The organism is Rhodohalobacter barkolensis (genome assembly GCF_002834295.1).
In the GTDB taxonomy this organism is placed as follows: Bacteria; Bacteroidota; Rhodothermia; order Balneolales; family Balneolaceae; genus Rhodohalobacter; species Rhodohalobacter barkolensis.
In genome coordinates this window covers 217,104-243,430 of the sequence record NZ_PISP01000001.1, presented here as the reverse complement: position 1 = coordinate 243,430, position 26,327 = coordinate 217,104, and the positions used below count along the sequence as shown (strand labels likewise).

Genomic DNA, 26,327 nt, shown 5'->3' with positions numbered 1-26,327 from the left:
GATGTTTTGAATAGTGATTGTATAAAAAAAGCCGGCCGGCTACCAAACCGGCACGGCTTAGGTACGTTATGAAGATGTAATAAATCAGTTACCCAGCATTGGGAATATCATTTTAAGCTCTTCCTCAGATGGATATCTTCCATACTCAGCAATTTCAAATGATTCGGCATACTTAAATTCTGAAGCTCTTTCGGAGCCATACCACTTTTCAAGGCCTGCTCTCTGCTCGTCCGACATTTCACGGCCAATCCAACGTTGACGTAACCACTCAACTCTTTCATCAGGATCTTCAGGAACCTCATCGAGACTTTGATTGGTCCATGGCAACCATTCATACATTTGAGAAGTATGGGCGTCCAGTCCGGCAAGTTTAGTTTCTATGTGAGAATCAATTCCTACCACAACATCGTGGCTGAATGGATTCGGTTTGCTAAATCTGTCCTGCATATAGAAGAAAACAGGGTTATTTGGCAGTGGTGGGGTGTCGGGTGCTACGTTTGGCACAATCACCATATAGGAAGCATCAATTACCAGTTTCCCTGCATTTCTGTGATCCGGGTGGTAATCATTAGGTCGCAAACCCAGTACAACGTCCGCATTCCATTCGCGAATCGCACGTATCACGTCCATTCGGATATGAAGATCGGGAAGCAGCTCTGCATCGTGATTGTCAAATACTTCATATTCTTCGATACCAAGTCGCTCACCGGCTTCTTCGGCTTCAGCCCGGCGAATTCTGGCAAGTGCTCCACCGCCTTTTTCTTGGTGTCCTGCATCTCCATTCGTCAGTGAAAGGAATTTAACTTCATGACCCATTTCAGCCATCATAGCAGCTGTTGCTCCCATTTTAGAGTCAGCATCATCGGGATGGGCAAAAATTGCAATCACTCTCAGTGGAGTATCGTCAGATGTATTGATCTGTGCTTTTACTGTTGATGCAGCAATAAAAAGCAGTAGTGTGGTTATTAGAATTTGTTTCATCATGATATTTCAGTTTTCAAAATTATAAAGCCAGGAATCAATTTCCGGGATGACAAATTTTTCACCCCGGAATTGAATCGAAATATTAAAGCGGATTCTGTGTTAGCTGTCCGGGTGCTGCGTCCAGTTCGCGCTGAGGAATTGGGTAGAGCAACCGAATATCTGAAGGGGTTAATCCTTCATCAGACAGAAAATCTGCCATCACCTGCGGAGCTACTCCAAAACGGAGTAAATCAGGCCATCTCTTATTTTCGCCCACAAATTCACGGCGACGTTCAAGGAGTAAGATCTCCTCAAAACTTCCTGTAAGGGTTGCAGAAGGCGTGGTCAGCCCGGAACGTTCCCGAACTTCATCTATCAGGTCGTATGCTTCCGGACTCTCACCGATTGCTTCGGCCAACATGAGAAGTACATCCGCATATCGGAATACGATAAAGTTGACATCCGAATCAAAAGCGATGGATTGACTGGCGTCGTATTTATTCAAATATGGCAAGTCATCTTCGTCAGTTCCGATCGTTTCAAAACGGTCATCATCAGTTTCGTCATACGCATCCAAGAGGTTATCGTTTATTCCCTGAGGTACGTTACCTCCACCTACTCCACCAGAAATTGATAAATCTGTAGAGTAGTACTCTGTGAAGCCACTTCCTGTACCCTGGCCACCCGACTTATACTGAATCTCAAATATGGACTCAATATTGTTTTCGTTGGATGGTCCCCAGATATCAGCATAGGCCGGCACCAGTTCATACTCCTGAGAGTCTACCACTCGGCGCAGTGCATCTTCTGCAAGTCCGGAATTACCATTCGTCAGGTGAACCAATCCCAGCAGAGTTGAAGCCGCACCACTTGTGGCACGACCTACATCACTTCCGGAATAAGAGGCAGGCAGCAGACCTTCAGCTGTTCCCAGATCGGTAATGATTTGATCATAAATCACATCCGCAGAAACCTGATTGATCTCAACATTTGGAGTGGTTACTTCTTCCAGCTGAAGAGGAATATTTCCATAAGTTACAGCCAGGTTGTAATAAACCAGTGAACGGATAAAGAGTGCTTCCCCTTCAATTCGATCGGCCAGGTCAGGATTGTCAAAGTCAACATTATCAATTCTGCTGAGAATTGTGTTGACACTTGCAATCACTTTATAGCCACCGGCCCAGGTATCTTCCAGTTCAGTGGATCCGGGCAACTCATCGAAACGAGTAATTCGTTGTAACGATTCTGCCAAACCTGTGGCTCCACCACCATTAAAGGTGTTATCCGATCTCATCTCATGCAGAAGCATAAGATTCCGACCATAAAGGTTGTTATCAGCAATACCTGCATAAGCGCCGTTAATGGCCACTCTAAAATCGGTATCTGATTGATAGAAATTCTCAACGTTACGTTCCGATTGCGGAGCAAGAATTGTGAAATCATCTCCGCACGAAACTACCAGAATCAGTGCCGGCAGTACCAGCAACAGTGTTTTTAATTTATTCATTTTATTCACCATAGTTTCTTTTGTAATTAAAAGGAGATGTCGATACCAAACTGAAATGCTCTCGACAATGGATATGCTCCATAATCTTCGCCCGGAGTCAATCCATTACCGGGTTGCAAATTCACTTCAGGGTTAAATCCATTGTAATCAGTCCAGATCGCAACATTTGTCACAGAACCGTACAGTCTTACATTCTGTGCAAAGTCTGATATGAGCGACTGAGGAAGATTATAACCTAAGGTGATATTCTTCAGTTTGATGTATGAACCATCCTCTACCTGATAAGATGAAGCACGGTTATTGTTACCGCCTGAAGCTCTCTCAGCTTTTGGATGCTCACCATTTCCAGGATCTTGAGGCGACCTCCATCGGTCGTTCAATACCGCGTAGCTTCCAAAATTGGCCTCACCGTTTTTCAGGTGGCGAGCAGTAAGGTTCATGACTTCTCTTCCTTCCACACCTTGCAGGAAGAAGCTAAAGTCGATATTTCTCCAGTTAAAGCGGTTGGTTAAACCCCATGTATAATCAGGATGGTAGCTGCCAATGATTGTTCGGTCATCCGCATCAATAAATCCATCACCATTCACATCTCTGAACTGGAAGTCACCCGGAGTTGGGTTTCCTTCAAGGTCTTCAGGTGCATTGTCAATCTCATCCTGAGTTTGGAAAATGCCCACAACTTCATAGCCATAGTAGCTACCGATAGCATCACCTACTCGGGTGATGTGTCGAACTCCGGCAGCACCCGGTACGAGAATCGGATCTCCTTCGTTACCCAGTTTTTTAACCTCATTTGTGTTTGTAGAGAAGTTAAAATCTGTTGACCATTGGAAAGCTCCGACCATATTTCGTGAGGTAAGCTGAACTTCAAAACCTTTGTTTTCAACTTCACCGATATTGGTTAGTGCACGAGTAAAGCCTGTAACTGCAGGAATGTTCACCTCAAGAAGTAAATCTTCTGTGTTACTCACGTAATAATCAAACGAACCGTAAATACGATCCTCCATAAGTGCATAGTCAAGACCAACATTCAACTGCTTGGTGGTTTCCCATGTAAGTTCTGAGTTACCTAAAGTTGAAGGAGTTGCTCCTGAAACAATTTGATCATCAAACACATAGTTTGAACCCGACAACAGACCGATTGAACCGTAGTTAGGAATCAGGAAGTTACCCGTAACACCGTAACTAATTCTTGGCTTCAACTCACTGAACAAGTTCTGATCAGCCATAAAAGGCTCACGTGTCATTCTCCAACCCAAAGAAACGGATGGGAATACACCTGTCTGATTATTCGCACCAAACCTTGACGATCTGTCAGAACGGATGGTACCGGTAAGGAGATAGCGATCTTTAAACACGTAATTGACACGAGCCAAATAAGAGATCAACGACCACTCTTCTATAAATTGTGATCCATTGGTTACTTGGCCACCGTTTACAGTTTTTATCTGATCATCCGGGAAATTCTGTGCTTCTACAGAGTTTCTTTCATCACGCTGCTTTTGAACAGTGTAACCTGCAACCGCATCAATACGATGATCTTCACCGACAGATGCCTGGTAGTTCAGTGTATTTTCCCACAGCCAGTTAAAACTCTGAGCTGATGAGGATTGTCCGAATGGTCTTGGATCGCCACCTCTGTAATAGAGTTGCGTTCCCTGGTAATAGGATCTTTGATAGTTATCAAGGTCATATCCTACCATTGTCTTAAACTGCAAGTTTTCCAGTATTTGATATCTGGTATTCAGATTACCGTAAATTCTGTTATTCGCAATGCGCTCATCAATGTAATCTCTTACAGCAAGCGGGTGGTTGGTTGTTGTCATCGCACCACCAAGGTCATTATGACTTCCCTCCAGCTGACGATAAGTGCCATCTTCGTTGTATGGATCTACAACCGGAGATTGCGTCATAGCAGAATAGATAATACCCGGAGGTGTTCCGAAGTAGGGAGCGCCGGCCGGTTTTCTATCATGTTCGGTAAAGGCTCCATTTACAGTAAGTCCAAGCTGAACTTTTTCTGAAAGGTCTGCATTTAGATTCGCATTGATTGAGTATCGGTTAAATGCGGAACCCTCTACTATACCAGTTTGATCCATGTAACCACCTCCTAAAAAGTAGGTTACGTTTGACGAACCGCCACTAACCGACATATCATAATTTTGAAGTACGGATTGATCCAGTACCAGGTCAAGCCAGTCTGTATCTGTTCCGTCCCAATTTACATATGCATCCGGAATGATATGGTTACCCGTTGCGCCGGAAGCCTCTCGGCCTGCATTCGTATCAGGATCATACTGCGGGTTATAGAATGGGCTGGAAGGATTGGTCGGATCCTGCTCTCTCAGATAGGTATTATTTCTCGCATCTTTTGTGTAGTCAATAATCTCCTCTGCATTCATCAGTTCCGGTACGTTAAATGGAGTCTGAACTCCCAAGTAAGTCCTGAAATTGACCTGAGGTGCAGTATCTTTTCTACCTTGTCTGGTAGTAATCAAAACTACACCGTTTGAACCTCTTGAACCGTAAATAGCTGCTGCAGAAGCATCTTTCAGTACCTCAATCGACTCAATGTCATTCGGGTTCAGTGTTGATAACGGATTCGCTCTTGGGGGTTGAAAAGACGCCCGCTGTGATCCGATAGATCCCTGCTGATTGTAGTTTTGAGACAGAGGAACTCCATCAATTACATAGAGAGGATCGTTACCCGCAGAAATAGAACCTGTACCACGGATAACCACCTGAGGAGCAGCTCCGGGTTCACCGGTCGATTCTGCTACGTTTACACCTGCAAGTCGACCCTGAAGGGCATTTTCAAAACTTGAAGTTGGATTATTCTGAATAGTTTCAGCATTTATAGAAGAGACGGAACCGGTTACCTCTGTTCTTTGCTGAACACCATACCCGACAACGACTACATCTTCAAGCATGGCCACATCGGATCTCATTTCAATGAAAAACTCCGTTTCATCTTCAATTGGAACTTCTTGTCTTACATATCCAACGTATGAAAAAGCCAAAACTTCGCCACCATCCGGAACTGTTAAGGTAAATCTTCCTTCAGCATCGGTAGTTGTACCGGTTTGTGTTCCAACAACAAAAACGGTAACACCAAACAGCGGCTCACCGGTTTCGGCATCCACAACTTGTCCCTGAACATCTACCATCAACTCCTCTTCCTCAATCTCTTCCACAACTCTTTCGCGAAGTATGATTTGGCGGCGTGATGTTATAACCGCTTCGTATCCGGTGTTTTTTAAAATCTGTTCAAGTGATTCACCTACACTGATTTTATTATTCTGTAATGTTACCAGATCATCATCGTCAAAAATTCCGGAATCGAATGCGATTTCCAGGTCTGCTTTTTCGGCAACTTGGAAAAGCGCTTCCACAACTGAGATATTTTGAAAATCAACAGATATAGAAGATTGTAACTCCGGTATTTGACTACTGTAGTTCTTAACGGAATAATAGGTTACCAACTGCGGTAACTCAGACTCCGAAGACTGATTTTGAACGGATGCTTTTGCCGGCATCAATGATGAGATCATCACCATCAATAGCAGGAAAGTAAATCCTTTTATCAACGTAACGGTTTTCATACGCGTGGGTTTTTGATTATTTGTTACTGTTACTGTTCTTTTTATGTCTGTCGAGACACAAAACTTTATAAAATGATCACACGGTCATCTTCTATTTCAAACTCGATGTCCATGGTCATTTTCAAAACGTCCATCACTTCACGGACTGACCTTGTTTTCAGATCAGCCGAAAATTCTTTTTCTAAAATAGAATCATCCGTCCCCATGTAACTTATTTCAACATCGTAGATTCTTTCGATCTGGCGGAATACACTATATAAAGGGTCTTCACGAAAAACTATGCGGCCTTCCATCCAGCCAAAATAGCTATCCAGATCATCAACCCATTTTAGGTTGAGACGATTTTCAGAAACTACGATTGAACCTTTATATCCTTCATTAACAATCAGCTTCTGGTCCGGCTCATCCTGTTGGCTAATTTCTACAGTACCTTCCCGAACCACCACTTCAATCAGATCATCTTCACTGTATGAGCGAACGTCGAATGATGTGCCCACTACTTCGATCACTCCAGTCTGAGTGTGAATCAAAAATGGACGGTTTCTGTCGGATTCTATATCAAAAAATGCCTGCCCCTGCAGTTCAACTTCCCGGGTTTTTTGACTGAATGTCTCCGGCATAATCAACTTACTTGCCGAATTAAGTGTAACCTTAGAACCGTCACCCAGATCAACTCTGGCACGCTCCCCTGCACTTGTTCTAATTTCATTAAATACAGGATCGTAATCTTTTTCCTGTGGTGCCGGAGCGTATTGAAGTGTTAACAATCCGGACGCTACGGCTACGAGTACCAGAATAGCTACCTTCATAAACCGGGATACAAATTGCTGGCGCTTACGCAGCCGCTTAAATTTCAGTATCCTTGCCTTTTTTTGCTCCTCATCCGAGGTGTTAATATGATCAGAAATGCTTTTCCAATCCTCTTCGAGATTCAATTCCTGGATTATTATATCCTGAGATTTATCTTCAGAAGCTTTCCAGATCTGACTAACCGAGTGGAGGATTTTACTATTTTCATTGCTCTCCGAAAGCCAATCTTCCAGCCTCTTAGAATCGTAATTGTCCATCGTATTATCTAAATACCTGACAATTACCGGCCATATTTCATCTTTATTTACCATACATATCAATTTTGTTACTTTTTAGACAAGGACAGATGGTGATCCCCCCACTGTATTTAAATTTTTCTTGAAAAAATTAAACTATAAGTCGAGTCGTTCTCTCAGGTATTGCAGTGATTTCCCCATCTGGTTTTCTACCGTTTTCCGAGTAATGTCCATCACTTCGGCAATCTCTTTATAAGATAAACCGTGTTTACGGTAGAGAATAAAGATCATCTTACGCCTTTCGGGTAGCTCATCAACAATTTTCCACACTTTTTGGGTAAGCTCTTCGGTACTAAAATCTGTGGGAACTTCTTCCTGAAGCAGATCCCTCTGCTCTTTTAAGCTCTCTTTCAGTCTAATTTTCTGCTTATTTTTTTCAAGATGATTGAGCGACTGATTCCGTACAGCCTGGTATAGATAGGCTTTTAAAGAGTGCCGGATTTCAAACTCTTCTCTGTTATCCCAAATTTTAATAAATACTTCCTGAACCACGTCCCGGGCCACGTCCAGTGATTTTAAGTAACTGTTCGAGAAAACGCAGAGCCTTGCATAATGGAGGTGGAACAGTTTTTCAAAAGCACACTGATCTCCTGAACGTATTTGTTCCACAAGTTTATGATGAGCTTTATCTCCACCATCCATTTCAGTAAGCTCCAGTTAAATTAATAGTAGACAAGGAGTTTCTTAGATAGTTCAACAATCGTAATGAGCAAAATTGGAGATAAGTTGTGCTATTCCCGTAATTTTCATTCACAACATACCATTATCCAAACCACAATAGTCTTATAAATAGATTTTTTACTTCTGAGATACAATACCTTAATTCAGATTTAAAATATCAGTCTAACATATAGCGTGTAAAACCTTCAATAGAGTCGTACTCTGCAAGTCCCAGCTGATCATAAAGTTTAGCTGTTTTCATCGTTCGTTCATCAGCAATCATCCAGAATTCACGGCTTTCGGCTCCGGGATATTTTGGCTGATCTTTCTGCGAAGCGTGTTTAAAAATCGCACGGCGTTTTTTCAACCTCTCATCCGGACTCAACGGCACAGCCATATCAATATCACTGATATCCCAATCCTGCCAAACACCTTTATACAGCCAGACAAAACAGTCTTTCATCCACGCTTCGTTTTTAAGATTTTCGAGTGCGGTACGAATGGCATCCCAGCAAATTCTGTGAGTCCCGTGCGGATCAGATAAATCCCCGGCAGCATATATCTGATGAGGCTTCACCTTTTCCATTACATCTTGTATTAAACGGATATCATTATCAGAGAGATGATTCTTTTTAGCCCTTCCCGTTTCATAAAAAGGCATATTTAAAAAGTGAATATTCTCTTCAGGCAAGCCCGAATATCGACATGCGGCACGCGCTTCGGCCTGACGTATTTTCGTTTTAATCTCCAGCATGACTTCAGAATCTGTATCACCGGGAGTTTTTTCTTCCACTGAATTCAGCAAATTCTCAAATAGGTTCTTCTCAGCTTTATTCGAACTGTACTGGGAAATAAAATCAGCATATCGAAGGGCCTCATTGTCGTATACAGAAATATTACCCGATGTCTGGTAGGCTATGTGAACTTCATGACCGTGATCCGTCAAACGCATTAAGGTACCTCCCATTGAAATTACGTCATCATCCGGGTGGGGTGAAAAAATTAAAACTCTTTTCGGAAATGGTTCTGCCCGTTCCGGTCTGTTAGAATCATCCGCATTGGGTTTACCACCGGGCCAACCGGTTATAGTGTGCTGAACCTGATTAAAAACACGAATATTAACATTGTATGCAGGACCGTAATCAGTAACTACATCACTCATCCCATGTTGATTATAATCCTCATCCGTAAGTTTAAGAATGGGCTTACTGATTTTTAGACTTAGCCAGGTAACCGCTTTTCGTATTCTTCGATCGTCCCATTTACAAGGACCAACCAGCCACGGAGTCTTCCTCCTGGTCAATTCGGAAGCAGCCGCTTCATCCAGAATTACTTTTGTGTTTTCGTGCTTTTGAAGGAAAGTAGCAGGAACCTGGGCCGATATTTCACCTTCTACAGACCTTTGAATAATTGAGGCTTTTGATTCCCCCCAAGCCATTAAATAGATCTTTTTGGCTTTCAGAATGGTGCCAACACCCATTGTAATGGCTCTTCGCGGTACATGCTCTTCACCAAAAAATGATGCGGCCGCATCTGCCCGGGTCAACTCATCCAGTGTTACCAACCGGGTTCTTGTTTTTTCGAGCGATCCCGGTTCGTTAAAACCAATATGGCCGGTTCGGCCGATTCCTAATATCTGGACATCCAGTCCGCCAACTTGCTCAATTTTCTGCTCGTACTCTTTGCAGTACTTATAAACATCTTCCCTCTCGAGTGTACCATCCGGAATGTGAACATTCTCTTTTTTGATATCAATGTGGTCAAAAAGATACTCATTCATGAACCTCACGTAGCTCTGCAGTTCCTCCGGCCGGATTGGGTAGTACTCATCCAGATTAAATGTTACTACCCTTTCAAAACTTAATCCCTCCTCACGGTGTAACCGAACCAGTTCACCATATACCTGGATCGGAGTTGAACCGGTGGCCAGGCCCAGAACTGTATTTTGTCCAATCTGATTTCGGGCTCGAATAAGACCGGCTATCTCGTTCGCTACAACTTTCGAAGCTTCTCTAGCATCAGAAAAGATAGTTGTATCAATTTTTTCAAAAATTTTCTGCCCAAGATGATCGGTCAAATCCATGTTATATAGTACTTATACAATTAATAGTAAGGTGGTTGGTAAATTTATGCCCAAAAGAAATTATAGATCTGAAAACAGATGATAATAAACCATTACCACATCTTTAAGAACGGTAATGGCTTATAAAAGAAATTCATCTGATGACATAAACACAGAAAACTGCAGCTCCAAAATAGCTGCAGTTGTAAATCGATTATTTCTGGATATCGCGGGACATATCTTCCAGTGTACGCCCTTTTGTTTCAACCACATAGCGTTTCACAAAAAAGAATGCGATGACGCCAAATCCTGCATAAATGCCATATGATAATCCAAGACCTATAGACGCCAGTAGTACGGGGAATGTCATGGTAATAGTGAAATTTGATAACCAGTGAATTAATCCACAGACGGCAAGTGCCGCGCCCCGGAACTGGTTAGGGAACATTTCACCCAGCATAACCCACATAATCGGTCCCCATGTGAAAGCAAAAAATGCAATATAACCATTGGCAGATAGCAGGGCATACAGTCCCATATTACCCTCAAGCTGTAGTGCACCACCATCGGTAGCGGCTGCAGTACCAAATATTAAGGCTAATATTCCAAGCATTACAGCCTGACCCAAAGCTCCAATCATCAATAGTGGCTTACGTCCTACTTTGTCGACCAGCGCAATAGCCACAAATGTAAATAGCACGTTAACCGATCCGCTGATCACATTCTGAAGTAAAGCATTTTCTTCTGTAAAGCCTGCTGCTTGCCAAAGTGTTGCTCCATAGTAGAAAACCACATTGATGCCTGTAAACTGCTGAAGAGTTGTTAAACCCAAGCCTACCCAGATAATCGGCTGAATTTTTCCGGTATGTTTTGAAATAATATCTGAAAGTCTTGGCTTCCGATTTTCCTCTAAAGTAGACTGAATATCCTTGATCTTATCATCAGCAGTATCTCCGGTAGCCAAGCTGGATAAAACTGCTCTTGCTTCATCCAGTTTACCGGCTGCAACCAGATATCTTGGTGATTCGGGTATAAACAACAGGCCTAAAAAGAATATTCCGGCGGGAATCATCTCAACCCAGAACATCCATTGCCACGCATCAAAACCACCCCAAAACGGTTCCGTTGCACCACCGGCACTTCCGGCAATATTGTAGTTACTTACAAATGCGATAAACAGACCGATTACAATCATCAGCTGCATCAATGTGGTTAAGGCACCACGCACCTTTGGAGGAGCAATTTCACTGATGTACGCCGGAACCAGCACACTTGCAGCCCCCACAGCAAATCCACCCAGAATTCTGGCAAATACAAAGAACGTCGAACTTCCGGCTGCACCGGATCCCCATGCACTGAAAATAAAGGCCACAGCTGTAATTAGCAGAATTGGTTTCCGGCCAAATTTATCGGCAAGGCTACCACCAAAAAAAGCACCCAGAGCACAACCAAGTAACATCGAGGCTACATTAAAACCCGTCCCGACAGCATCTGAGTTAAATGCCTCTTGCAGTGCCCCAACTGTACCGTTGATCACACCACTATCAAATCCGAAAAGAAAACCTCCAATAGCTGCAATAGTTGATAGAAAGATAACCCTTCCCATATTATCAATTCCTACCTCTTCCGTAACGTTTTTATTATCCATGCTTATAAATTTGTTTTAAAGTAGAGCCGTCGTTTATAGATCCAATACATTGAGTGAATAAATCATGATAGAGACAGGATAAAAAATTAAAGCCCCCATTCTAATCTGAAATTTCGCTTGTAAACTAAAAAATTTTTATTGAAATCCGGCTCTCTACTTTTATTGATTTCAGTATGTGCAATCCGCCATTGAGAGATAGAGCACAACAGAAAATCAATTCTGAAATCCCATCAGAAATAATTTTTACGGGAATTAATTTCTTATTGCAAAGAGAGTAAAAAGCTTCCTATATTTGGGATCTAAAATCAATTCGAAATGCCCGAGTGGCGGAATTGGTAGACGCGTGCGCTTCAGGTGCGTATGCCCTTACGGGCGTGGAGGTTCAAGTCCTCTCTCGGGTACAGTTAAAAAATTAAAGCCTTGCAGGTCAATAACTTGCAAGGCTTTTTTGTTTTGGTACAAACATTAGTGAAACAGTTCCGACAGTAACCGCAATTTATGGACTTAAAAACAACGGACCCATTGTGCTTGTAATCAGGTAGTGCGTTGTTGACCCAAATGCTGTCCGTTTTACTGCAGACACTGAGTGTGCCCCCAAAAGCAGAAGATCCGGATTCTTCATCAGTTGACGATCCAGAATTCTCAAGCCGGGTTCCCCTTTCTCCAATACAGTTTTGATGATATAGTTAAAATTGTGAGCCTTTAAATAATTTTCAGCCATTTTCAATATGCTTGCTGATTTTTCCATAGCCTCACTCGATTCACCATCAGCTACATTCACCAGATCAATCTCAATATCTTTCCCATAGGGCAGCAAATGAACAAAAGCTTTCAAGGATCGTGCAGCAGCAGAGCTACCGTCAAATGCAATCATAATATTTTCAATCTCTCTGTATTCATCTGTGACAACTAACGTCGGAGAAACTCCACCCTTTACCACCTTGGCTAAGGTGCGTGTATCTTTATCAGGTTCACTGTAAAAAAATTTAGAATCTCTTCCCAAAACCAGCAGATCGTGGTATTTCATCTCTTCAATGATTAACTCTGCTGAAGCCCCTTGTTGCTTTAAATCGCGGTGTCTTATTCCCTCTTTTTCAACAGATTTTTTAAATACATTCAATAAATTCTGTGCAACTTTTTGAGTCTCTTCAGTCATTTCTACCCATACTTCTCTGGCTGCATACTCGGTTCCGTACCCTCCTACACCAATCATGGTGTTCAAATTCCCAACATCTACTACTGCTAAACCCGTCAATTCGGCATCGAACTTTTTTGCAAGGCGAATTGCGTAGCGTGTTGCCACAGGAGTATCGCCATCCGGATCTAAAGCCACCAAAATCCTCTTAATCATTTTAGTCTCTCCCAATAAGTTTTCATTTATTATCTAATTTGTTAAACAGATTTAAACCCCCATTGACCTGAACCTTCAGCTGAATAGCGATGGCTTCTCGATGCTCTTTTCCCATAGAGATGTTTGATGATCTCCTGACTGATTTTTTCAGTCGGATGTTGATCGAGAGAAGATATCCGATCAAATATTTTCTGATTCAAATTCCACAAAAGCGCACTTTCACGGTTTTGTAATATAATTTGACCCCCTGCCTCAACCACATTTTTAGCGCCGGCTAATCCATCCACTCCTCCTCCGGAAAGGAAGATCGTGAGCAGTTTACTGTTGTAAGCTTGAGATGCTGAGCGAAGTAAAACATCAATAGAGGGGCGATTTTTGTTCTCTCTTGGTCCTCGGTGAATGCCAAGAATTTTCCTGTTTCCAATATTTTTGACGACCGTGTGATAGCCTCCGGGAGCCAGATAAATTTGACCGGGAATAAGAGGGTTTTCATTTTGCGCCTCTCTTACATTCATTTCTGTAATTTTATCCAGCTCTGATGCAAATGCCCTCGTATATATTTTAGGGAGATGTTGCACGATTACAATTGGAACCGGCAACTCAGCAGGTAGTTCAGAAATAAGCTGATACAGTGCTTTTACTCCTCCCGTACATCCCGCAATCACAACTAACTCAATATTTGACAGAAATTGCTGCGATTTTTGATCCGATACTTTACTCACTTCCGGTATAGAATCTTCAGACGTTTTGGTGGAAGCCAGAAGTTCTCGGTTCAGTTTGCCTAAAATCTTGGTCACAGGAACTATTCTTTTACGAAAATGGCGCATGGAAAGCATGATACCCATATGCCTGTCTGGCTTGGTAATAAATTCTACCGCGCCTAACTTTAAAGCCTGTAATGCTGTAGAAGCTCCTTTCTCACTCAATGGCGACATGATAATGATGGGCATGTCCGGCCGGTGATTTCGAATCGACTTCACCAGCTCAATTTCATCACTTCGGTTGGCATCCAAACCTAAAAAGAGGATATCCGGTTGGATGCGCTTAATTTCAGATTCAATGTAGTTTGAATTTTTATAATGAAGAGAAATTGTGGATTGAATTTCATCCATCTCCCTGAAAAGAGATACCAAAATTTGACGAATCAAAACATGTGAGTCTACAACCAATACTTTTAATGATCTTTTTTTCTCTCCAGACATATTTTTTCCATTTAAAGATTTATAAAGTCTCTGAAATCTGATGCCTAAACTTGAGCAATAATGAATAATCTCCGACTTAAGTCAGTTCATTCATTTTGATTCATCGGTGAGCTAAGAGCGAGCTTTCGAATCAGTATTTCAAAACTTCATTTCAATTAAAATACGTTTTACAATCTATCAAAGATTGGAGCTTATCTATTCATCAGGCTTAAAATTCAGTTGTAGTGTTTTCACAGGTATGTTTGTAATCAACCAGACTTTTTAAAATTATACTTTAGCTTCTTTTCCTTTACTGATTTGCAACTCTACCCGGTGTGTTTTTCCGTCTTTTACCACTTTAATCCTGGTCACTTTTCCATTAACGGATATCTCTTTTTCATCCATTAACCCTGTCAATCTGCCCGACTCTACACGATCTTGATTATGAATATCTATAATGTATTCTGTTCCGATATCATCCGGCTTATAACGAATGGTGTACGATTTCCATGATTTCGAAATAGCCGGACTGAGAAGTATGTATTTCCCCTCCACACTGAAACCCAGAACAGATTCTAACATCACACGGTACATCCATCCGCCGGACCCGGTGTACCATGTCCAACCGCCCATTCCCGTCAGTGGCGGCTCACCATATACATCGGCAGCAACCACATAAGGTTCAACTTTATACTGAAGACTTCTCTCTTTGGATGATGAATGATTGATGGGGTTTACCATATTTAAATAGCTGACAGCCTTTTCACCCATTCCGAGTTCTGCCATTGCTTTTATAAGCCAAAGTGCACCGTGAGTATATTGACCTCCATTCTCCCGAACACCCGGAATATAACCCTTGATATAACCCGGATTTTTATCTGTTTTGTCAAACGGAGGTTTAAGCAGTCGGATTATTCCATCCGATTCAGAAATGAGATGTGTTTCTGCCGAAAGCAGTGACTGTTGAGCCCGTTCTCCCGTTGCCACACCGGAAATAACGGCCCATGCTTGTGATATAGCATCAATTTTACACTCTTCATTTTCTACCGATCCGAGTGGAGTTCCATCATCATAAAAAGCACGCAAGTACCACTCTCCATCCCAGCCTTCATCATTCAATCGCTTTTTGAGTTCGGATGCTGTTTGCTTATACCTTTCAGCCCGGTCGCTATCACCCATTTTTTTGCATATCGGAATAAAGCGGCGCAGTGTGCTGTAGATAAAGAAGCCCAGCCAAACGCTTTCACCTCTTCCCTCCTCACCAACACGATTCATCCCGTCATTCCAGTCTCCGGCTCCCATTAAAGGAAGTCCGTGTTGCCCGAACTGCAAAGAAATATCAATCGCCCTGCAGCAGTGGTCGTAGAGTGAACCGGTTTTTCCAGACACCTGAGGAGTGAGATATACTTCATGTTCGTGATCCTCCAGCGCCCGGGAAGTGATGTAGTTGATCTCTTCTGACAGAATATCTCTGTCGCCGGTTACTCGGACATAGTTTTCTGTTACATAAGGGAGCCAGAGCCGATCATCCGTAATTTTTGATCGAATCCCTCTTCCGGTCGGCGGATGCCACCAGTGCAAAACATCTCCCTCTTCGAACTGCTTGGATGCATGCAGTAAAATCTGTTTTCTGGTCAGAGCCGGATCAACATACAACAAAGCCATGGAATCCTGCAGCTGATCCCGGAAACCAAAAGCACCGCCTGCCTGGTAATATGCCGTTCGGCCCCACATTCTGCTGGATAAATTTTGATAGGTCAGCCAGCCATTCACCATCAGATCTATTGATTGATCCGGTGTGGTAACCTGTACCTTATCCACTTTATCGGCCCAGAATTTTTTGACAGCTTGTAACTCTGATTCTGCATTTTCAGGATCCCGATATTTTGATAGGGTATTCTTAACCTCTTCTTCAGTTTTAGCTTCACCGTCCAGGAAGTAGATCGTTCTACGCTCACCTTTGTCCAAATCCAGATTCATTTGAAGAGCAGCGCAAGGATCTGATCCCATGCTTTCGGAGTTATCGAGATTCTGATAACTGAACAGTGCATTTGGATTTTCAAGGGAACGATTCCGGCCGATAAAACTCTCTCTGTCGGTCGTATAGAAAATTTCACTCTCACTTTCCGGCATAAATACTCCTGAGTATGCAACCCTGCCGGAAAATTCGTTATTGTAATAATTTTTGGAAATTAAGGTGTTCATTTCCTGTAAATAGTTCGAAGTAACAAACCTTGACGAGCTGTTTCGGTTCACTCCCAATACCCTGTCTAAATATCTGAATATTGAAAGGGAGATTGGTTTGTTATCCAAATTTTCAACAACCAGACGGCTAACTTTTACTGAATTTTCCAGTGGTACGAAATGAGTTAGTTCTTGGTTTAAATCCTCACTCGTGTGGAGAAATGTGGTATAGCCAAAACCGTGTACCACCTCGTAATTCCCATTTCCGGGAACTGGTCCCGGAGATGGAGACCAATATATTCTTCTATCATTATGACGTATGTAGAAAGCCTCAGAGTGTGGATCCATAACCGGATCGTTCGACCAGGTTGTGATTTTATTCTCCCGGCTGTTTTCACTCCACATGTATCCCGCTCCCCTTTCGGATATCAACGAACCAAAATCCGGGTTTGAAAGGATATTGACCCATGGAGCCGGAGGAAAGATGTGTCGGTTTGTATCCGGGTCAATGTTCAGTTGAATGCGATACTCTTTTCCATCGCTGCTGAAGCCGCCAAATCCATTGTAAAATTGTAAGTCCTCCACTGGTCGTTGAGATTCATTGTCATCACGATATTCCACTTCAGCCGGCTGGATTTCCGGTTCTGTATCATTCAAAAGCCATGACTTTGTATCCGTCGCATGACGGACTAAATCCTCTTTTGTGGGCAGTTTATGATCGAACTGTGCGTGCGCCACACTGTAAACCAGGGTTAGATCTTCAGGCGGCATTTTATCGGTTCGATGAAGAAAAATTCCGCCATATTTATTCATCAATCCTCTCTCAGATGATGACTCTATCAGCTGAATGATTGCTTCCTGCACTGCATCTGCGTAGCTCGGTGCGTGATCATTTAAAATGAGAAGTTCTGTTTCCAGCCCTTTCAATCTCCAGTATGCGTGAGCTTTCAGTATCTTTTTCAGATTCTTAATTTGATCTGTCTGACTGATCTTGAAAATCACAAGTGGCAAATCACCTGAAATTCCATATGCCCAAAGATCATGCTGTTTTTTTCTATTCTCACGCAACAGAGCCGATTCTGCCCGATATCTCGGATTAGAATATATTACGTATGATGCCAGTTCCTGGAAGTAGTGAGCGTCCTTCGACTTTATTCCAATATGATTCAGCTCAACAGAACTGTAAACTTCGGCCAGATCAAACGCCCTGAACACCGCAAGTATATTATCATACATATCAGCCATCTGTATAGCTTCCTGTTCTGAAGAGGCATATCCAGTCCCAAATGAGAGAACAACTTTCTCCCCAGAACCAATACTTATATTTTTTCGAAGACTCATGATCGGATCGGAAACATTCCCCAGCGAACACTCCAGTCTGGAACTGGAATCCATAGCTTTTGGATGACTCAGTGTTCTCCCTCGGCCAATAAATTTTGAACGTTCGGTTTCGTACTGAAGTGGATTTGTGAGGTTCTCGCTGTCATCTCCTGCAAATGTGTGAACCATCCACATCGGAGACTCCTTATCACTTCTGGGTCGTCTTTTTGCCAGTAGTGCGTGATGCTCAGCCAGGTAATCTGTTTGAATAAATAGTTTAGAAAATGCGGGATGTGAATTATGATCTTTCCTTCCATTCAGAACAACTTCTGCATAGCTCGTTACCTCAAGATGTCTCTCTTTGTCGGAATAGTTGGTTAGTGTAATTTTTCGAAGTTCTAAAGGATAGTCCGGCGAAACACAAACTTCCGTTGTGGTCTCAATCCATTCATCAACTCTGGAGTTTACAATTTTCCCGTTGTGAAACCAGCTGTCATACCGATCCGGTTTTCGTTTAACAGGTTGATGCCCCGCCGACCAAAATTCACCGCTGTTAGTATCTTTAATGTATACATAAACACCCAGCGGATCTGTTGTCGGGTCAGGCTCCCATCCGTTCATAGCAATGTTATGAAACTGTGAACTTCCGGTTCCGGCATGAGTTACCATCGTTGAATACTTACCGTTTGATAGGATTCGAAGACGAGGCGGGCTAATATCCAGATCGTTCATACCGGCATGCTCTACAATATATTGGATTGCTTCTTGTTCACCCGGTTCCAGCTCAACTTCAATCGGATGAGGCTCTTTAATCGGCACACCCCTTGGAACACGCTCTTCCAGAATGAGTTCGCTTCCCTGAATTCTAAGATCAGAATGGAAATAGTGTTGAATTGAGTTGTCATTCAGAAGATTCTCCAATGCAATCAATCCCATCCCGTGGTGATGAACCATGTAAGATTTCACCACTTTATGCGACTCTCCGCTATTCATCCTGGAGGGTGTAAAATCAATTGCGTCAAAAAATCCGTATAGTCCCGAACCGCCTTTCTTCTCTATTCTCTTCAGATTTTTAATAGACGTAACCGGATCTACTGCAAGTGATAAAAGTGAGGCATAGGGTGCAACAACATACTCTTCGGCAAGTCCTCGTTTCAGCCCTAATCCCGGGGCCCCAAAAGCCCGGTACTGATAGTGCATATCGATATTTAAATTATAGTAGGCACTTTCTGAGAAACCCCATGGTTTACCTTGTTTTTTTCCATACTCCTGCTGCCATCTCACTACATTTTTATAGGTTTGATCCATGAGAGTTTCATCGATACTCTTCATGAACAAAAGCGGCATCAGGTATTCAAACATGGTACCACCCCAGGAGAGCAGTATTTCATTACTGCTGAGGCTCGTCAATCTTCGGCTCAACCTGAACCAGTGCTCCACAGGAATATCCCCTTTAGCAATCGCTATATAGGATGCAATGCGTGCCTCACTGGCCAGAAGGTCGTATGTACTCTTGTCGAGATGTGCTTTCTCCACATTAAAACCTATGCTGAACAATCCTCTTTTTTTCAGGTAGAGAAATGTAAAATCCATATCATCAATCAGTTTTTCACTAATCGATACTATATTCTCGGTTTGAACTCTCCATCTATTCAATAATAGCACACATTGAGAATTTCCATCTCTTTTTTGCATTAAATCATTCAGCATTTCAGGCGAGTGTGCAGTCAGGTCCATCGTTGGATCCACCGTCAGGCATTTCCATTCTGCAATCGATTTTTCCAACTGTTTGAGTGGACTTTCAAGCCAGAAGAGTAAATCCTGCATGTATTGATCATCAAAATGACTTCCCAGCGGCAATAGGTCAACCGCACTTAACCGTGCCGCATTCTCTTTAATCTCCTTCAATAGCTCAAGTCCGGTTTTATGACTTGACTCAATTTTTTCCAGAATTGCTTTGGTATTCTCTTTTACTTCCGAAAAACAGGGATCAACTTCAGGGCACTCTTTCTCAAGTTGGCTGAAAATATTCTCTACCGTTCGGACCGTGTCTTTTAAACCTTCCCAAAACTTTTCGTTTAGCGCCTGCTCTTTCTCTGCAGCTTTTACCCCTTCTTTAATCACAATCAAACCGGCGGCCAGATTTCCGGAATCGACCGTTGATATGTACCTCGGATTCAGTACTTCACCCAGTTTGGTTTGATACCAATTGAAAAAATGTCCCTTATATCGCTCCATCTTTTCAAGAGACAGCAGCATATTTTCAGTTCGCTCCAAAAACTCACTATATGTAACATACCCTCTGTTGTACGCTACCAAATTAGCGACCAACGCCAAACCGATATTAGTGGGTGATGTTCTGTCGGTGGGTGGCAGTGGAGGATCCACCTGAAAATTATCGGGTGGCAGCCAGGAGTGTTCTTCAGTAACCATTCGCTCAAAATAGAACCAGGTTCTGCGGGCATACTCTCTTAATTTCAACTCGTCCGATAAATCGTACTTGGCTGCCGAAACCCTAATCGGTTGGCTTATATACCAAACGTAAAAAGGGCTGCCGGCCCAAATCACAAAAAATGGAGCTATCGCCCAAAGATAACCGGGATTTACAATAATAGCCCCAATCAATATTGAGACTCCCAAAATCATGGGTAGGATCATCATCTTCAGATAAGCACCCAGGGAATTCGGGCTGCTGGATTCAGTTTGAAATGCCGATACCCACTCCAGTAAATTTTTCCTTGAAAAATTAAGCCTATACAGTGTCCTGAAAACAGCATCCAATTGTACTAAAGCATGATGCGGCAGTATGACAACCGTAAAGAGAGCCTGTACCGTGTTAATCTTTAAATTAGCTCTGACCTTTTCCCAGTAGAGCATCCAGCGAACTCTTGCGGGACGATTAATGATATCTGTGGAGAGGCTTACATAAATGGGAAAAGCAAGAATACCTAATGCAAAGAGTGTCCAAAGCCAGGCCGATCCGGGTAGAAAAAACCACCCTGCAATAAAGAAAAGGGTAAGAAAAAATGGATTTAACGATCTTCGAAGATTGTCAAAAATCTTCCATTTCGACAAAATATTCATGCGGTTTCTCTCTACCCCTTCCCGGCCGGGTACCTGCTTAAAAAGCCAGGACGCAATTTGCCAATCTCCGCGTGTCCAGCGATGAGCCCTCTTGCTGAAACTTGCATAAGTCTGAGGATAATCATCATATAACTCAATATCTGAGGCAAGTCCGGTCCTCAAATAAGTGCTTTCAAGCAAATCGTGTGAAAGTATTCGGTTCTCTGGAAATCGATCACTTAAAACTTCATGAAATGCCCTGACGTTGTAGATTCCCTTTCCCGTAAATACAGCTTCACCGGCCAAATCCTGATAGATATCAGAAACAGCCGTTGAGTAAGGATCCAAACCTACATTGCCGGAAAAAATCCTTGAAAACCAGGTTTGTCTGGCGGATGAGGGAGGAATTGAAATCCTGGGCTGAATGATTGCATAGCCTGAGGTAATTCTCTTTTCATCCGGGTTGAAGTAAGCTTGATTAAGCGGATGCGAAATAGTACGAATCAATTTGATTGCACTGTCGGGCGGGAGTTTTGTATCCGAATCTAAGGTAATGATATACTTTACTTCTTCGCTACGGATGGAGTCAATAAGGTTCCCTGTTACCAGTGAGAAGGATGTTTCGGTCTCAGGATCATTCAAGAGCATATTAAACTCTTCCAGTTTGCCCCGCTTACGCTCCCACCCCATCCAGGCCTCTTCTGAATCATTCCACAAGCGATCTCTGTGCAGTACAAAAAACTTATCGCCGTAAGCCGAAGAATACTTTTCATTCATTTCCGCAACAATTCTCTTTGCGGTATCCAGGATTTCCCGGTCACCCGGCTCCGTTTCATTGGGTGAATCATTAAAATCGGAAAGAAGGGCGAACTGTAGTCCCGGATGAGGGTTCGCAAGCGACCGGATTTCAAGGCGACTCAGCTGATCTCTAACATCATCCGGCGAGGAGAAGAGAGTAGGCACCACAACCATGGTTCTGGATTGATCAGGAATTCGATCTTCGAAATCCATTCTATTTAACTTTCTGGGCGGCAGTAAAAAAACAAAAAATCGATTCATTGCCGCAACTGAAAGATCTAATGCTGGAAAAAGAGAAATCAACAAAACACTGGTTGCAATAAAAATCGATTCACTGAAGGCGTCCGTTACATACCACAATACAACCATTAAGAGTACAGTATGGAGTATTATACTGAGGATGTACAAAAATGGGTTTTGCTCAAGCTTTTTTTGCAGGCGCTCCCGGAGTGGCATTCGGTATCCCAGCTCTGAAATCAATTCTCTGTAACCGTTACCTACTAAAAAATATCCAATGTGCTTTTTTACTATGGATTGATTGAAAAGTGGATCAGAATCATCATCGCTCTCTTCATTTATTCGCCCCTGATCTTCTGCAAGTATCAGTACTTTTTCTGCCACATCGGTTTCTGAATGTTTGGAGTGACGGCTTATTCGTTCTACAGTTCGCCGATAGCGATCACGCGTTTCAAAATCCATTTGAGAATAAACGCCGTATGGATCGAGTCGAAGAATTTGATCCACTATTGAGCACTCTTCAACAAAGTCGGACCAATCGGTTTCAGTTGACTCCCGAAGTGTAATCACCGCATTTTGAATGCTGACCTGCAGCCTCGATTGTCGCTGAGCTTCCGATCGCAAGGCTTCATCAATCGTAATATCGTGCTGCTTAAACCTGTAGATGAACCATCTTTTCTGCTCATCCTGAAGAAATCCTGTCTGTTGCAGCTGGTTATAGAGCTCAATCAAAACGAGAACTTTCTCTCCGCCGCTCTCATATTTTTTGAGCCATTCAGAAAGTTTATTGATCAGCATACCCGGTTCCCGAATATCCTTCTCATCAATTTTTGATGTTAATTCGTGGACATCTCTCCAGATCTTCTTCCTTTGTAAAATCCGGGAAGCTTTCTCTGATAGCTTCTGAATCAGAATCAACCGAATCATAATCGGAATAGCCCAAATCTCACCCAATTTCAATGTTTCAAACTGCTGATAGTGCTGAACATAGTTGATCAGTACGTCTTCATCTACCAAGTTATCCGTATGAGTTAGGAAGTTCATGACCAACTCATAAACACGGGGCAATCCCTCATGTTCGCCACCTGACAGGGGAGGAAGGTTTCGCTGAAATTCGCGGGGAAAATCTACACCCACCTGAACTACCTGTTCCTGCACAATGTAGAAATTGTCGATTAGCCACTCGGCAGCCGGCGACAGATCCTGATTTTTCTTAGCAAGCCCTGAAAGTATCCGATAGGCATCAATTAATACTTTTTTCGAGTCTTCAAGAATAGGTTTAACAGGCCGTATGTGCTTCGAAGATTTTGATGCCGCATGAATCTGAGCAAGATTTGCGGCACTCTCTTTCAAATAGTTAATGTTATAGGAAATCTTTGACTCCTGACTCATTACACTCCCGCAATCCTTTTAAAGAATAGAATTTTTCTTTATTCAATATCCGCTTATTACCCCTCATCTTAATAAGGAATTCTCGATGATATTTGAGGGGAAATTACGGATGCAGGATTCTTTTTCGTCCGCAACCGTTATCCAACAAATAAATTACAAAACCGGTTTAGGTCTTTTTTTATCTGAATAATGATCGTAAACAATTTCGGCATCATGTGTCTCACCCAGAACTTCTTCCACATGGTGGCGGTGAAATACATTGATCAGAAACAGAAACGGCCACGTTGCTATGAATGAGAAGAAAACTCCGTCTCCTATTCCAAAGATCACACCGATATATCCCATAATAACTGCGCCAACCACCCCCCAGAAAACGTTTGCTTTTAAAGAGACACCCTCCCGGCCAATTACAAATCCATTAATTGCACCAACAATCAACCCGATTGAGATAAAGAAATAGATTAATGTTCCAGTCATCAGTTCCATATTGGCCCCCTTATTTAAGTTTGCTGTTTTATTTAAGCATATAAATCGCTGATCCTAGTTTTTACTCCAAGCACTCCATGCAGGATGGCCATTCTCTTGCCGTAAGCGAAAGGTTAAATCACCCTTTTTAACCCATTCAGCAATAATGATCTGATCATGGTTGTGCATAATTTTAGAACCACGAACCACTACCTTATCTCCCACTTTAAAGTGTTCCGGTTGATGTTTGATGTACCAGGCGGGACCCATGTGCACAGATAGTAGCTCATCACCGGATCTCAAGATGAGCTCCACTCCTTTGTCTTCTCCATTTTCGCCACCGCTGTACAACATCTCTTCTATTCGGCCTTTAAACTCTTCTACCGCATCGGGATCGAACTTTCTGTTGTAGATTTTCATCCGATTCCGATATTGAAGGCCTGCTATTGTAGCACCGGCTAATGTTGCTAAAATTACACCTCCGGCCACCATTTCAATCTTTCCTGTTCTCATAAAAACCTCACAGATTTCTCTTTTGAATGCTTATTAATACCTAATTTTACTATCTCGTTTGTGCAGCTTTACTTTTTAATCTTTGTCGCCTACAACAAAAGTGATTTTTGCATTGACCCTGAACTTCACAACCTTATTATTTTCAACAATTCCCTGCATATTTTCGCAGTACACGCTTTTTATATTCTTTACCGTTGCCGAAGCATGTTTAACAGCATTTTTCACGGCTTCTTCCATTGTATTCCCTTCGGCGATCACTTCGATTACTTTAGCTAGTGACATGACATCTCCCTGTTTTTTATTATTGTTTGAATGTACTTTGTAATTAATGAATCTCCTATACCATGTGTTTAAGGCAAATCAATGATCCATGTGTAAGGTTTTCTCAAGAGTTTTAAACTATGTTCAAAAATCATCACTCATTTCCAAGGGACGATACTTATTCCAAATTTGCTGAATAGCTTTTGGCATCTGTCCGCGAATGTCATCCATCTCACCCGTTGATGTCTTTTCATACAGTAATTCCAGAACAACCCTGAACGCCTCCTCTGCTGTGATCGGATTGCTATTTCCCAGATCCTTCTTAATTCTGGACATGAACTCTTTGGCATTCATTTTATCAGGTTTACCGGATAGTTTATATCCTTCAAAATAGATACCACGTATCAAAACCGGCAGCTGTGCGGATAACTGAAATACCTCTTCAACGGTTGTTCGGTCTCTGAGTACATGCAATACAGTCTTCAATGTACCATATGCCCAGTCAGATCGATCAGGATATCCCATCTGCTCCGCTATTTCCACCATCCATTCATCTGCCTCTTTACAGTGCTTTTCAAAATTAACCTGAATGCTCATTTTACCCTCACTTTCAATTAAATTTTAATCTCTAAAAATTTATCAACCAACCCAATCCAAATGCGATATCGGGCGAAGATTTAGTCAGCCCAATGGATAGGGATGTATTGAATAGCAGATCATCTTTTGGCATCAAACCCACACCAAAATTCATGTTAACGGGAGGATCAAAGTCATCTATTAACCTTGTTAACCCATTAACTGAACTACTTAAGACCCATTTCCTGTTGTTCAGCATTTTTCCTGCACTTACACTGTAAGCAAGTGCATTGTTCAACTTCATGTCGTCCAAATCTCCCAGCCACCAATGCATCAAATCGGCAGATATGATCCACATAGACTCTAACCCCCTGGAAGCCGACAGTCCGAGTCCAGTATCCCATGATCCCGTGCCATAACCACCGGCGGGATCTGCAATAGGTACTTTAACCTGTCCATTCAAATAGAGTGTAGATCTGCCGTTTGAACTGCGATAGAACCGATAACCGCTGCTAATTGATGGGTCACTGAAACTTGCTCTTGTGTACTGTGTGGTATCTGCCAGTATGATAGGCTCCCGATGGATGCCCTGCCCTGGGCCTGAGCCACCGCCTTTTCCACTTCTTTCAACCACTCCGTGCTCGGTACCACCGGTTGGCAATCCACCAATCGTGCTATATGAAACCCAGGGTGAACTTTGAACTACAAACGGTACCTGAAATGAAAGCGTAAAATGGTTCGACTGTATAGACATACCGTTAAACAGATAGAAACTTTGGGTACTTTCCTCAAAATAGTAGGAACCGGAAGAGAGTTGCACACCGCCCGAATAACTCACTTTTTGAGCATAAGCCGACATGCAACTCCCTGCGCCTATCAGAATGGCTGTCAGTATGTAGATGCCACTCAATCCGATTCCTCTCATCATCCCGACACCCTGATTTTTATTGTTGGTGTTCGCGTAATCTGGTTGTCATCCGTTCCATGGTTTGAACTGCTTCTTCCATTCGTTCTGTCATTTCAGAAAGATGCTTCTGCATGTTCTCCATGTCTTGCCTCATATCACGGTTCTGCATCATTTCTCTGTTTTGCAGCATCAGATCGCATCTCTCAGCAGCATTTTTCATATTGCCAAGGGTCATACTCATCTGCTCGCCAAAACGATGCATCATCTGGAACTGATTTCGCATCTGCTCATTTTGAGCCTGCTCCATCCGGCGATTCATGTCCTGTGTCATCGCCTGGGTTCTTTCCATAATTTGGTTCATTCGCTGCATCATATCCTGCATCTCCTGATGTTGTCTCATCTGTTGTTGCTGCATTTGCTGTCCGGTTTGCTGAGCGGCAAGCGGCATAGAAGAGATCAACAGCACCAAAATCAGTGCGGCCGATTTGCTTACTATTTTGATCATTTTATTCTCCATTGATTATGTTCACT

Annotated in this window: 16 protein-coding genes and 1 tRNA gene; 1 reads left to right on the top strand and 16 read right to left on the bottom strand. The window is 42.6% G+C overall.

Annotated features, from left to right (window positions below; all coding sequences use genetic code 11):
• Positions 1-84: 84 nt before the first annotated feature.
• From CWD77_RS00915 to CWD77_RS00885, 7 genes are all read right to left on the bottom strand, one after another.
• Positions 85-981 (bottom strand): PIG-L deacetylase family protein, encoded by an 897-nt coding sequence (locus CWD77_RS00915; RefSeq protein WP_101072893.1) that lies wholly within the window; start codon positions 979-981, stop codon positions 85-87.
• A gap of 85 nt (positions 982-1,066) precedes the next feature.
• Entirely contained in the window at positions 1,067-2,470 is a 1,404-nt protein-coding gene (locus tag CWD77_RS00910) for a RagB/SusD family nutrient uptake outer membrane protein (RefSeq protein ID WP_101072892.1), read from the bottom strand.
• 26 nt (positions 2,471-2,496) lie between these two features.
• Positions 2,497-6,072 (bottom strand): SusC/RagA family TonB-linked outer membrane protein, encoded by a 3,576-nt coding sequence (locus CWD77_RS00905; protein WP_240596581.1) that lies wholly within the window; start codon positions 6,070-6,072, stop codon positions 2,497-2,499.
• A gap of 65 nt (positions 6,073-6,137) precedes the next feature.
• The gene (locus CWD77_RS00900; protein ID WP_101071325.1) at positions 6,138-7,193 is read right to left on the bottom strand and encodes a FecR family protein; all 1,056 of its coding nucleotides are present in this window, start codon (positions 7,191-7,193) and stop codon (positions 6,138-6,140) included.
• Positions 7,194-7,274: 81 nt separating this feature from the next.
• Positions 7,275-7,820: an RNA polymerase sigma-70 factor gene (locus CWD77_RS00895; protein WP_101071323.1), complete on the bottom strand. Its 546-nt coding sequence runs from the start codon at positions 7,818-7,820 to the stop codon at positions 7,275-7,277.
• 196 nt (positions 7,821-8,016) lie between these two features.
• Positions 8,017-9,921, bottom strand: coding sequence for a glucosamine-6-phosphate deaminase (nagB, locus tag CWD77_RS00890; protein ID WP_101071321.1), 1,905 nt, complete (start codon positions 9,919-9,921; stop codon positions 8,017-8,019).
• 193 nt (positions 9,922-10,114) lie between these two features.
• On the bottom strand, positions 10,115-11,548 hold the full coding sequence (locus CWD77_RS00885; protein ID WP_101071319.1) for a sugar porter family MFS transporter: 1,434 nt from the start codon (positions 11,546-11,548) through the stop codon (positions 10,115-10,117).
• 317 nt (positions 11,549-11,865) lie between these two features.
• Between CWD77_RS00885 and CWD77_RS00880 the strand changes: the two genes are divergently transcribed.
• Positions 11,866-11,949, top strand: a tRNA-Leu gene (locus tag CWD77_RS00880).
• Between the two features lie 95 nt (positions 11,950-12,044).
• Here CWD77_RS00880 and CWD77_RS00875 read toward each other — a convergent pair.
• From CWD77_RS00875 to CWD77_RS00835, 9 genes are all read right to left on the bottom strand, one after another.
• Positions 12,045-12,899, bottom strand: coding sequence for a universal stress protein (locus CWD77_RS00875; RefSeq protein ID WP_101071318.1), 855 nt, complete (start codon positions 12,897-12,899; stop codon positions 12,045-12,047).
• A 41-nt stretch (positions 12,900-12,940) separates the two neighbouring features.
• Complete coding sequence (locus CWD77_RS00870) at positions 12,941-14,101, bottom strand: chemotaxis protein CheB (protein ID WP_101071316.1); 1,161 nt, start codon at positions 14,099-14,101, stop codon at positions 12,941-12,943.
• 267 nt (positions 14,102-14,368) lie between these two features.
• Positions 14,369-23,074: a GH36-type glycosyl hydrolase domain-containing protein gene (locus tag CWD77_RS00865; RefSeq protein ID WP_101071314.1), complete on the bottom strand. Its 8,706-nt coding sequence runs from the start codon at positions 23,072-23,074 to the stop codon at positions 14,369-14,371.
• Between the two features lie 153 nt (positions 23,075-23,227).
• Positions 23,228-23,551, bottom strand: a complete 324-nt coding sequence (locus tag CWD77_RS00860; RefSeq protein WP_133120142.1) for a GlsB/YeaQ/YmgE family stress response membrane protein — start codon at positions 23,549-23,551, stop codon at positions 23,228-23,230.
• 63 nt (positions 23,552-23,614) lie between these two features.
• Positions 23,615-24,052 (bottom strand): MamS/MamX family magnetosome protein, encoded by a 438-nt coding sequence (locus tag CWD77_RS00855; RefSeq protein ID WP_101071311.1) that lies wholly within the window; start codon positions 24,050-24,052, stop codon positions 23,615-23,617.
• 75 nt (positions 24,053-24,127) lie between these two features.
• Positions 24,128-24,334: a dodecin family protein gene (locus CWD77_RS00850; protein ID WP_101071309.1), complete on the bottom strand. Its 207-nt coding sequence runs from the start codon at positions 24,332-24,334 to the stop codon at positions 24,128-24,130.
• 123 nt (positions 24,335-24,457) lie between these two features.
• Positions 24,458-24,910, bottom strand: a complete 453-nt coding sequence (locus tag CWD77_RS00845) for a DUF2267 domain-containing protein (protein WP_101071307.1) — start codon at positions 24,908-24,910, stop codon at positions 24,458-24,460.
• Positions 24,911-24,941: 31 nt separating this feature from the next.
• On the bottom strand, positions 24,942-25,817 hold the full coding sequence (locus tag CWD77_RS00840; RefSeq protein ID WP_101071305.1) for a transporter family protein: 876 nt from the start codon (positions 25,815-25,817) through the stop codon (positions 24,942-24,944).
• A 16-nt stretch (positions 25,818-25,833) separates the two neighbouring features.
• The gene (locus CWD77_RS00835) at positions 25,834-26,301 is read right to left on the bottom strand and encodes a DUF4175 domain-containing protein (protein ID WP_240596579.1); all 468 of its coding nucleotides are present in this window, start codon (positions 26,299-26,301) and stop codon (positions 25,834-25,836) included.
• Positions 26,302-26,327 lie beyond the last annotated feature (26 nt).

Excerpts from the sequence above, each read along its gene's own strand:
- CWD77_RS00860 (WP_133120142.1), bottom strand. The coding sequence starts at position 23,551 with ATGACTGGAACATTAATCTATTTCTTTATCTCAATCGGGTTGATTGTT.
- CWD77_RS00855 (WP_101071311.1), bottom strand. The coding sequence starts at position 24,052 with ATGAGAACAGGAAAGATTGAAATGGTGGCCGGAGGTGTAATTTTAGCA.
- CWD77_RS00885 (WP_101071319.1), bottom strand. The coding sequence starts at position 11,548 with ATGGATAATAAAAACGTTACGGAAGAGGTAGGAATTGATAATATGGGA.
- CWD77_RS00865 (WP_101071314.1), bottom strand. The coding sequence starts at position 23,074 with ATGAGTCAGGAGTCAAAGATTTCCTATAACATTAACTATTTGAAAGAG.
- CWD77_RS00845 (WP_101071307.1), bottom strand. The coding sequence starts at position 24,910 with ATGAGCATTCAGGTTAATTTTGAAAAGCACTGTAAAGAGGCAGATGAA.
- CWD77_RS00900 (WP_101071325.1), bottom strand. The coding sequence starts at position 7,193 with ATGGTAAATAAAGATGAAATATGGCCGGTAATTGTCAGGTATTTAGAT.
- CWD77_RS00910 (WP_101072892.1), bottom strand. The coding sequence starts at position 2,470 with ATGAATAAATTAAAAACACTGTTGCTGGTACTGCCGGCACTGATTCTG.
- CWD77_RS00870 (WP_101071316.1), bottom strand. The coding sequence starts at position 14,101 with ATGTCTGGAGAGAAAAAAAGATCATTAAAAGTATTGGTTGTAGACTCA.
- CWD77_RS00895 (WP_101071323.1), bottom strand. The coding sequence starts at position 7,820 with ATGGATGGTGGAGATAAAGCTCATCATAAACTTGTGGAACAAATACGT.
- CWD77_RS00905 (WP_240596581.1), bottom strand. The coding sequence starts at position 6,072 with ATGAAAACCGTTACGTTGATAAAAGGATTTACTTTCCTGCTATTGATG.
- nagB (WP_101071321.1), bottom strand. The coding sequence starts at position 9,921 with ATGGATTTGACCGATCATCTTGGGCAGAAAATTTTTGAAAAAATTGAT.
- CWD77_RS00835 (WP_240596579.1), bottom strand. The coding sequence starts at position 26,301 with ATGATCAAAATAGTAAGCAAATCGGCCGCACTGATTTTGGTGCTGTTG.
- CWD77_RS00850 (WP_101071309.1), bottom strand. The coding sequence starts at position 24,334 with ATGTCACTAGCTAAAGTAATCGAAGTGATCGCCGAAGGGAATACAATG.
- CWD77_RS00840 (WP_101071305.1), bottom strand. The coding sequence starts at position 25,817 with ATGATGAGAGGAATCGGATTGAGTGGCATCTACATACTGACAGCCATT.
- CWD77_RS00915 (WP_101072893.1), bottom strand. The coding sequence starts at position 981 with ATGAAACAAATTCTAATAACCACACTACTGCTTTTTATTGCTGCATCA.
- CWD77_RS00875 (WP_101071318.1), bottom strand. The coding sequence starts at position 12,899 with ATGATTAAGAGGATTTTGGTGGCTTTAGATCCGGATGGCGATACTCCT.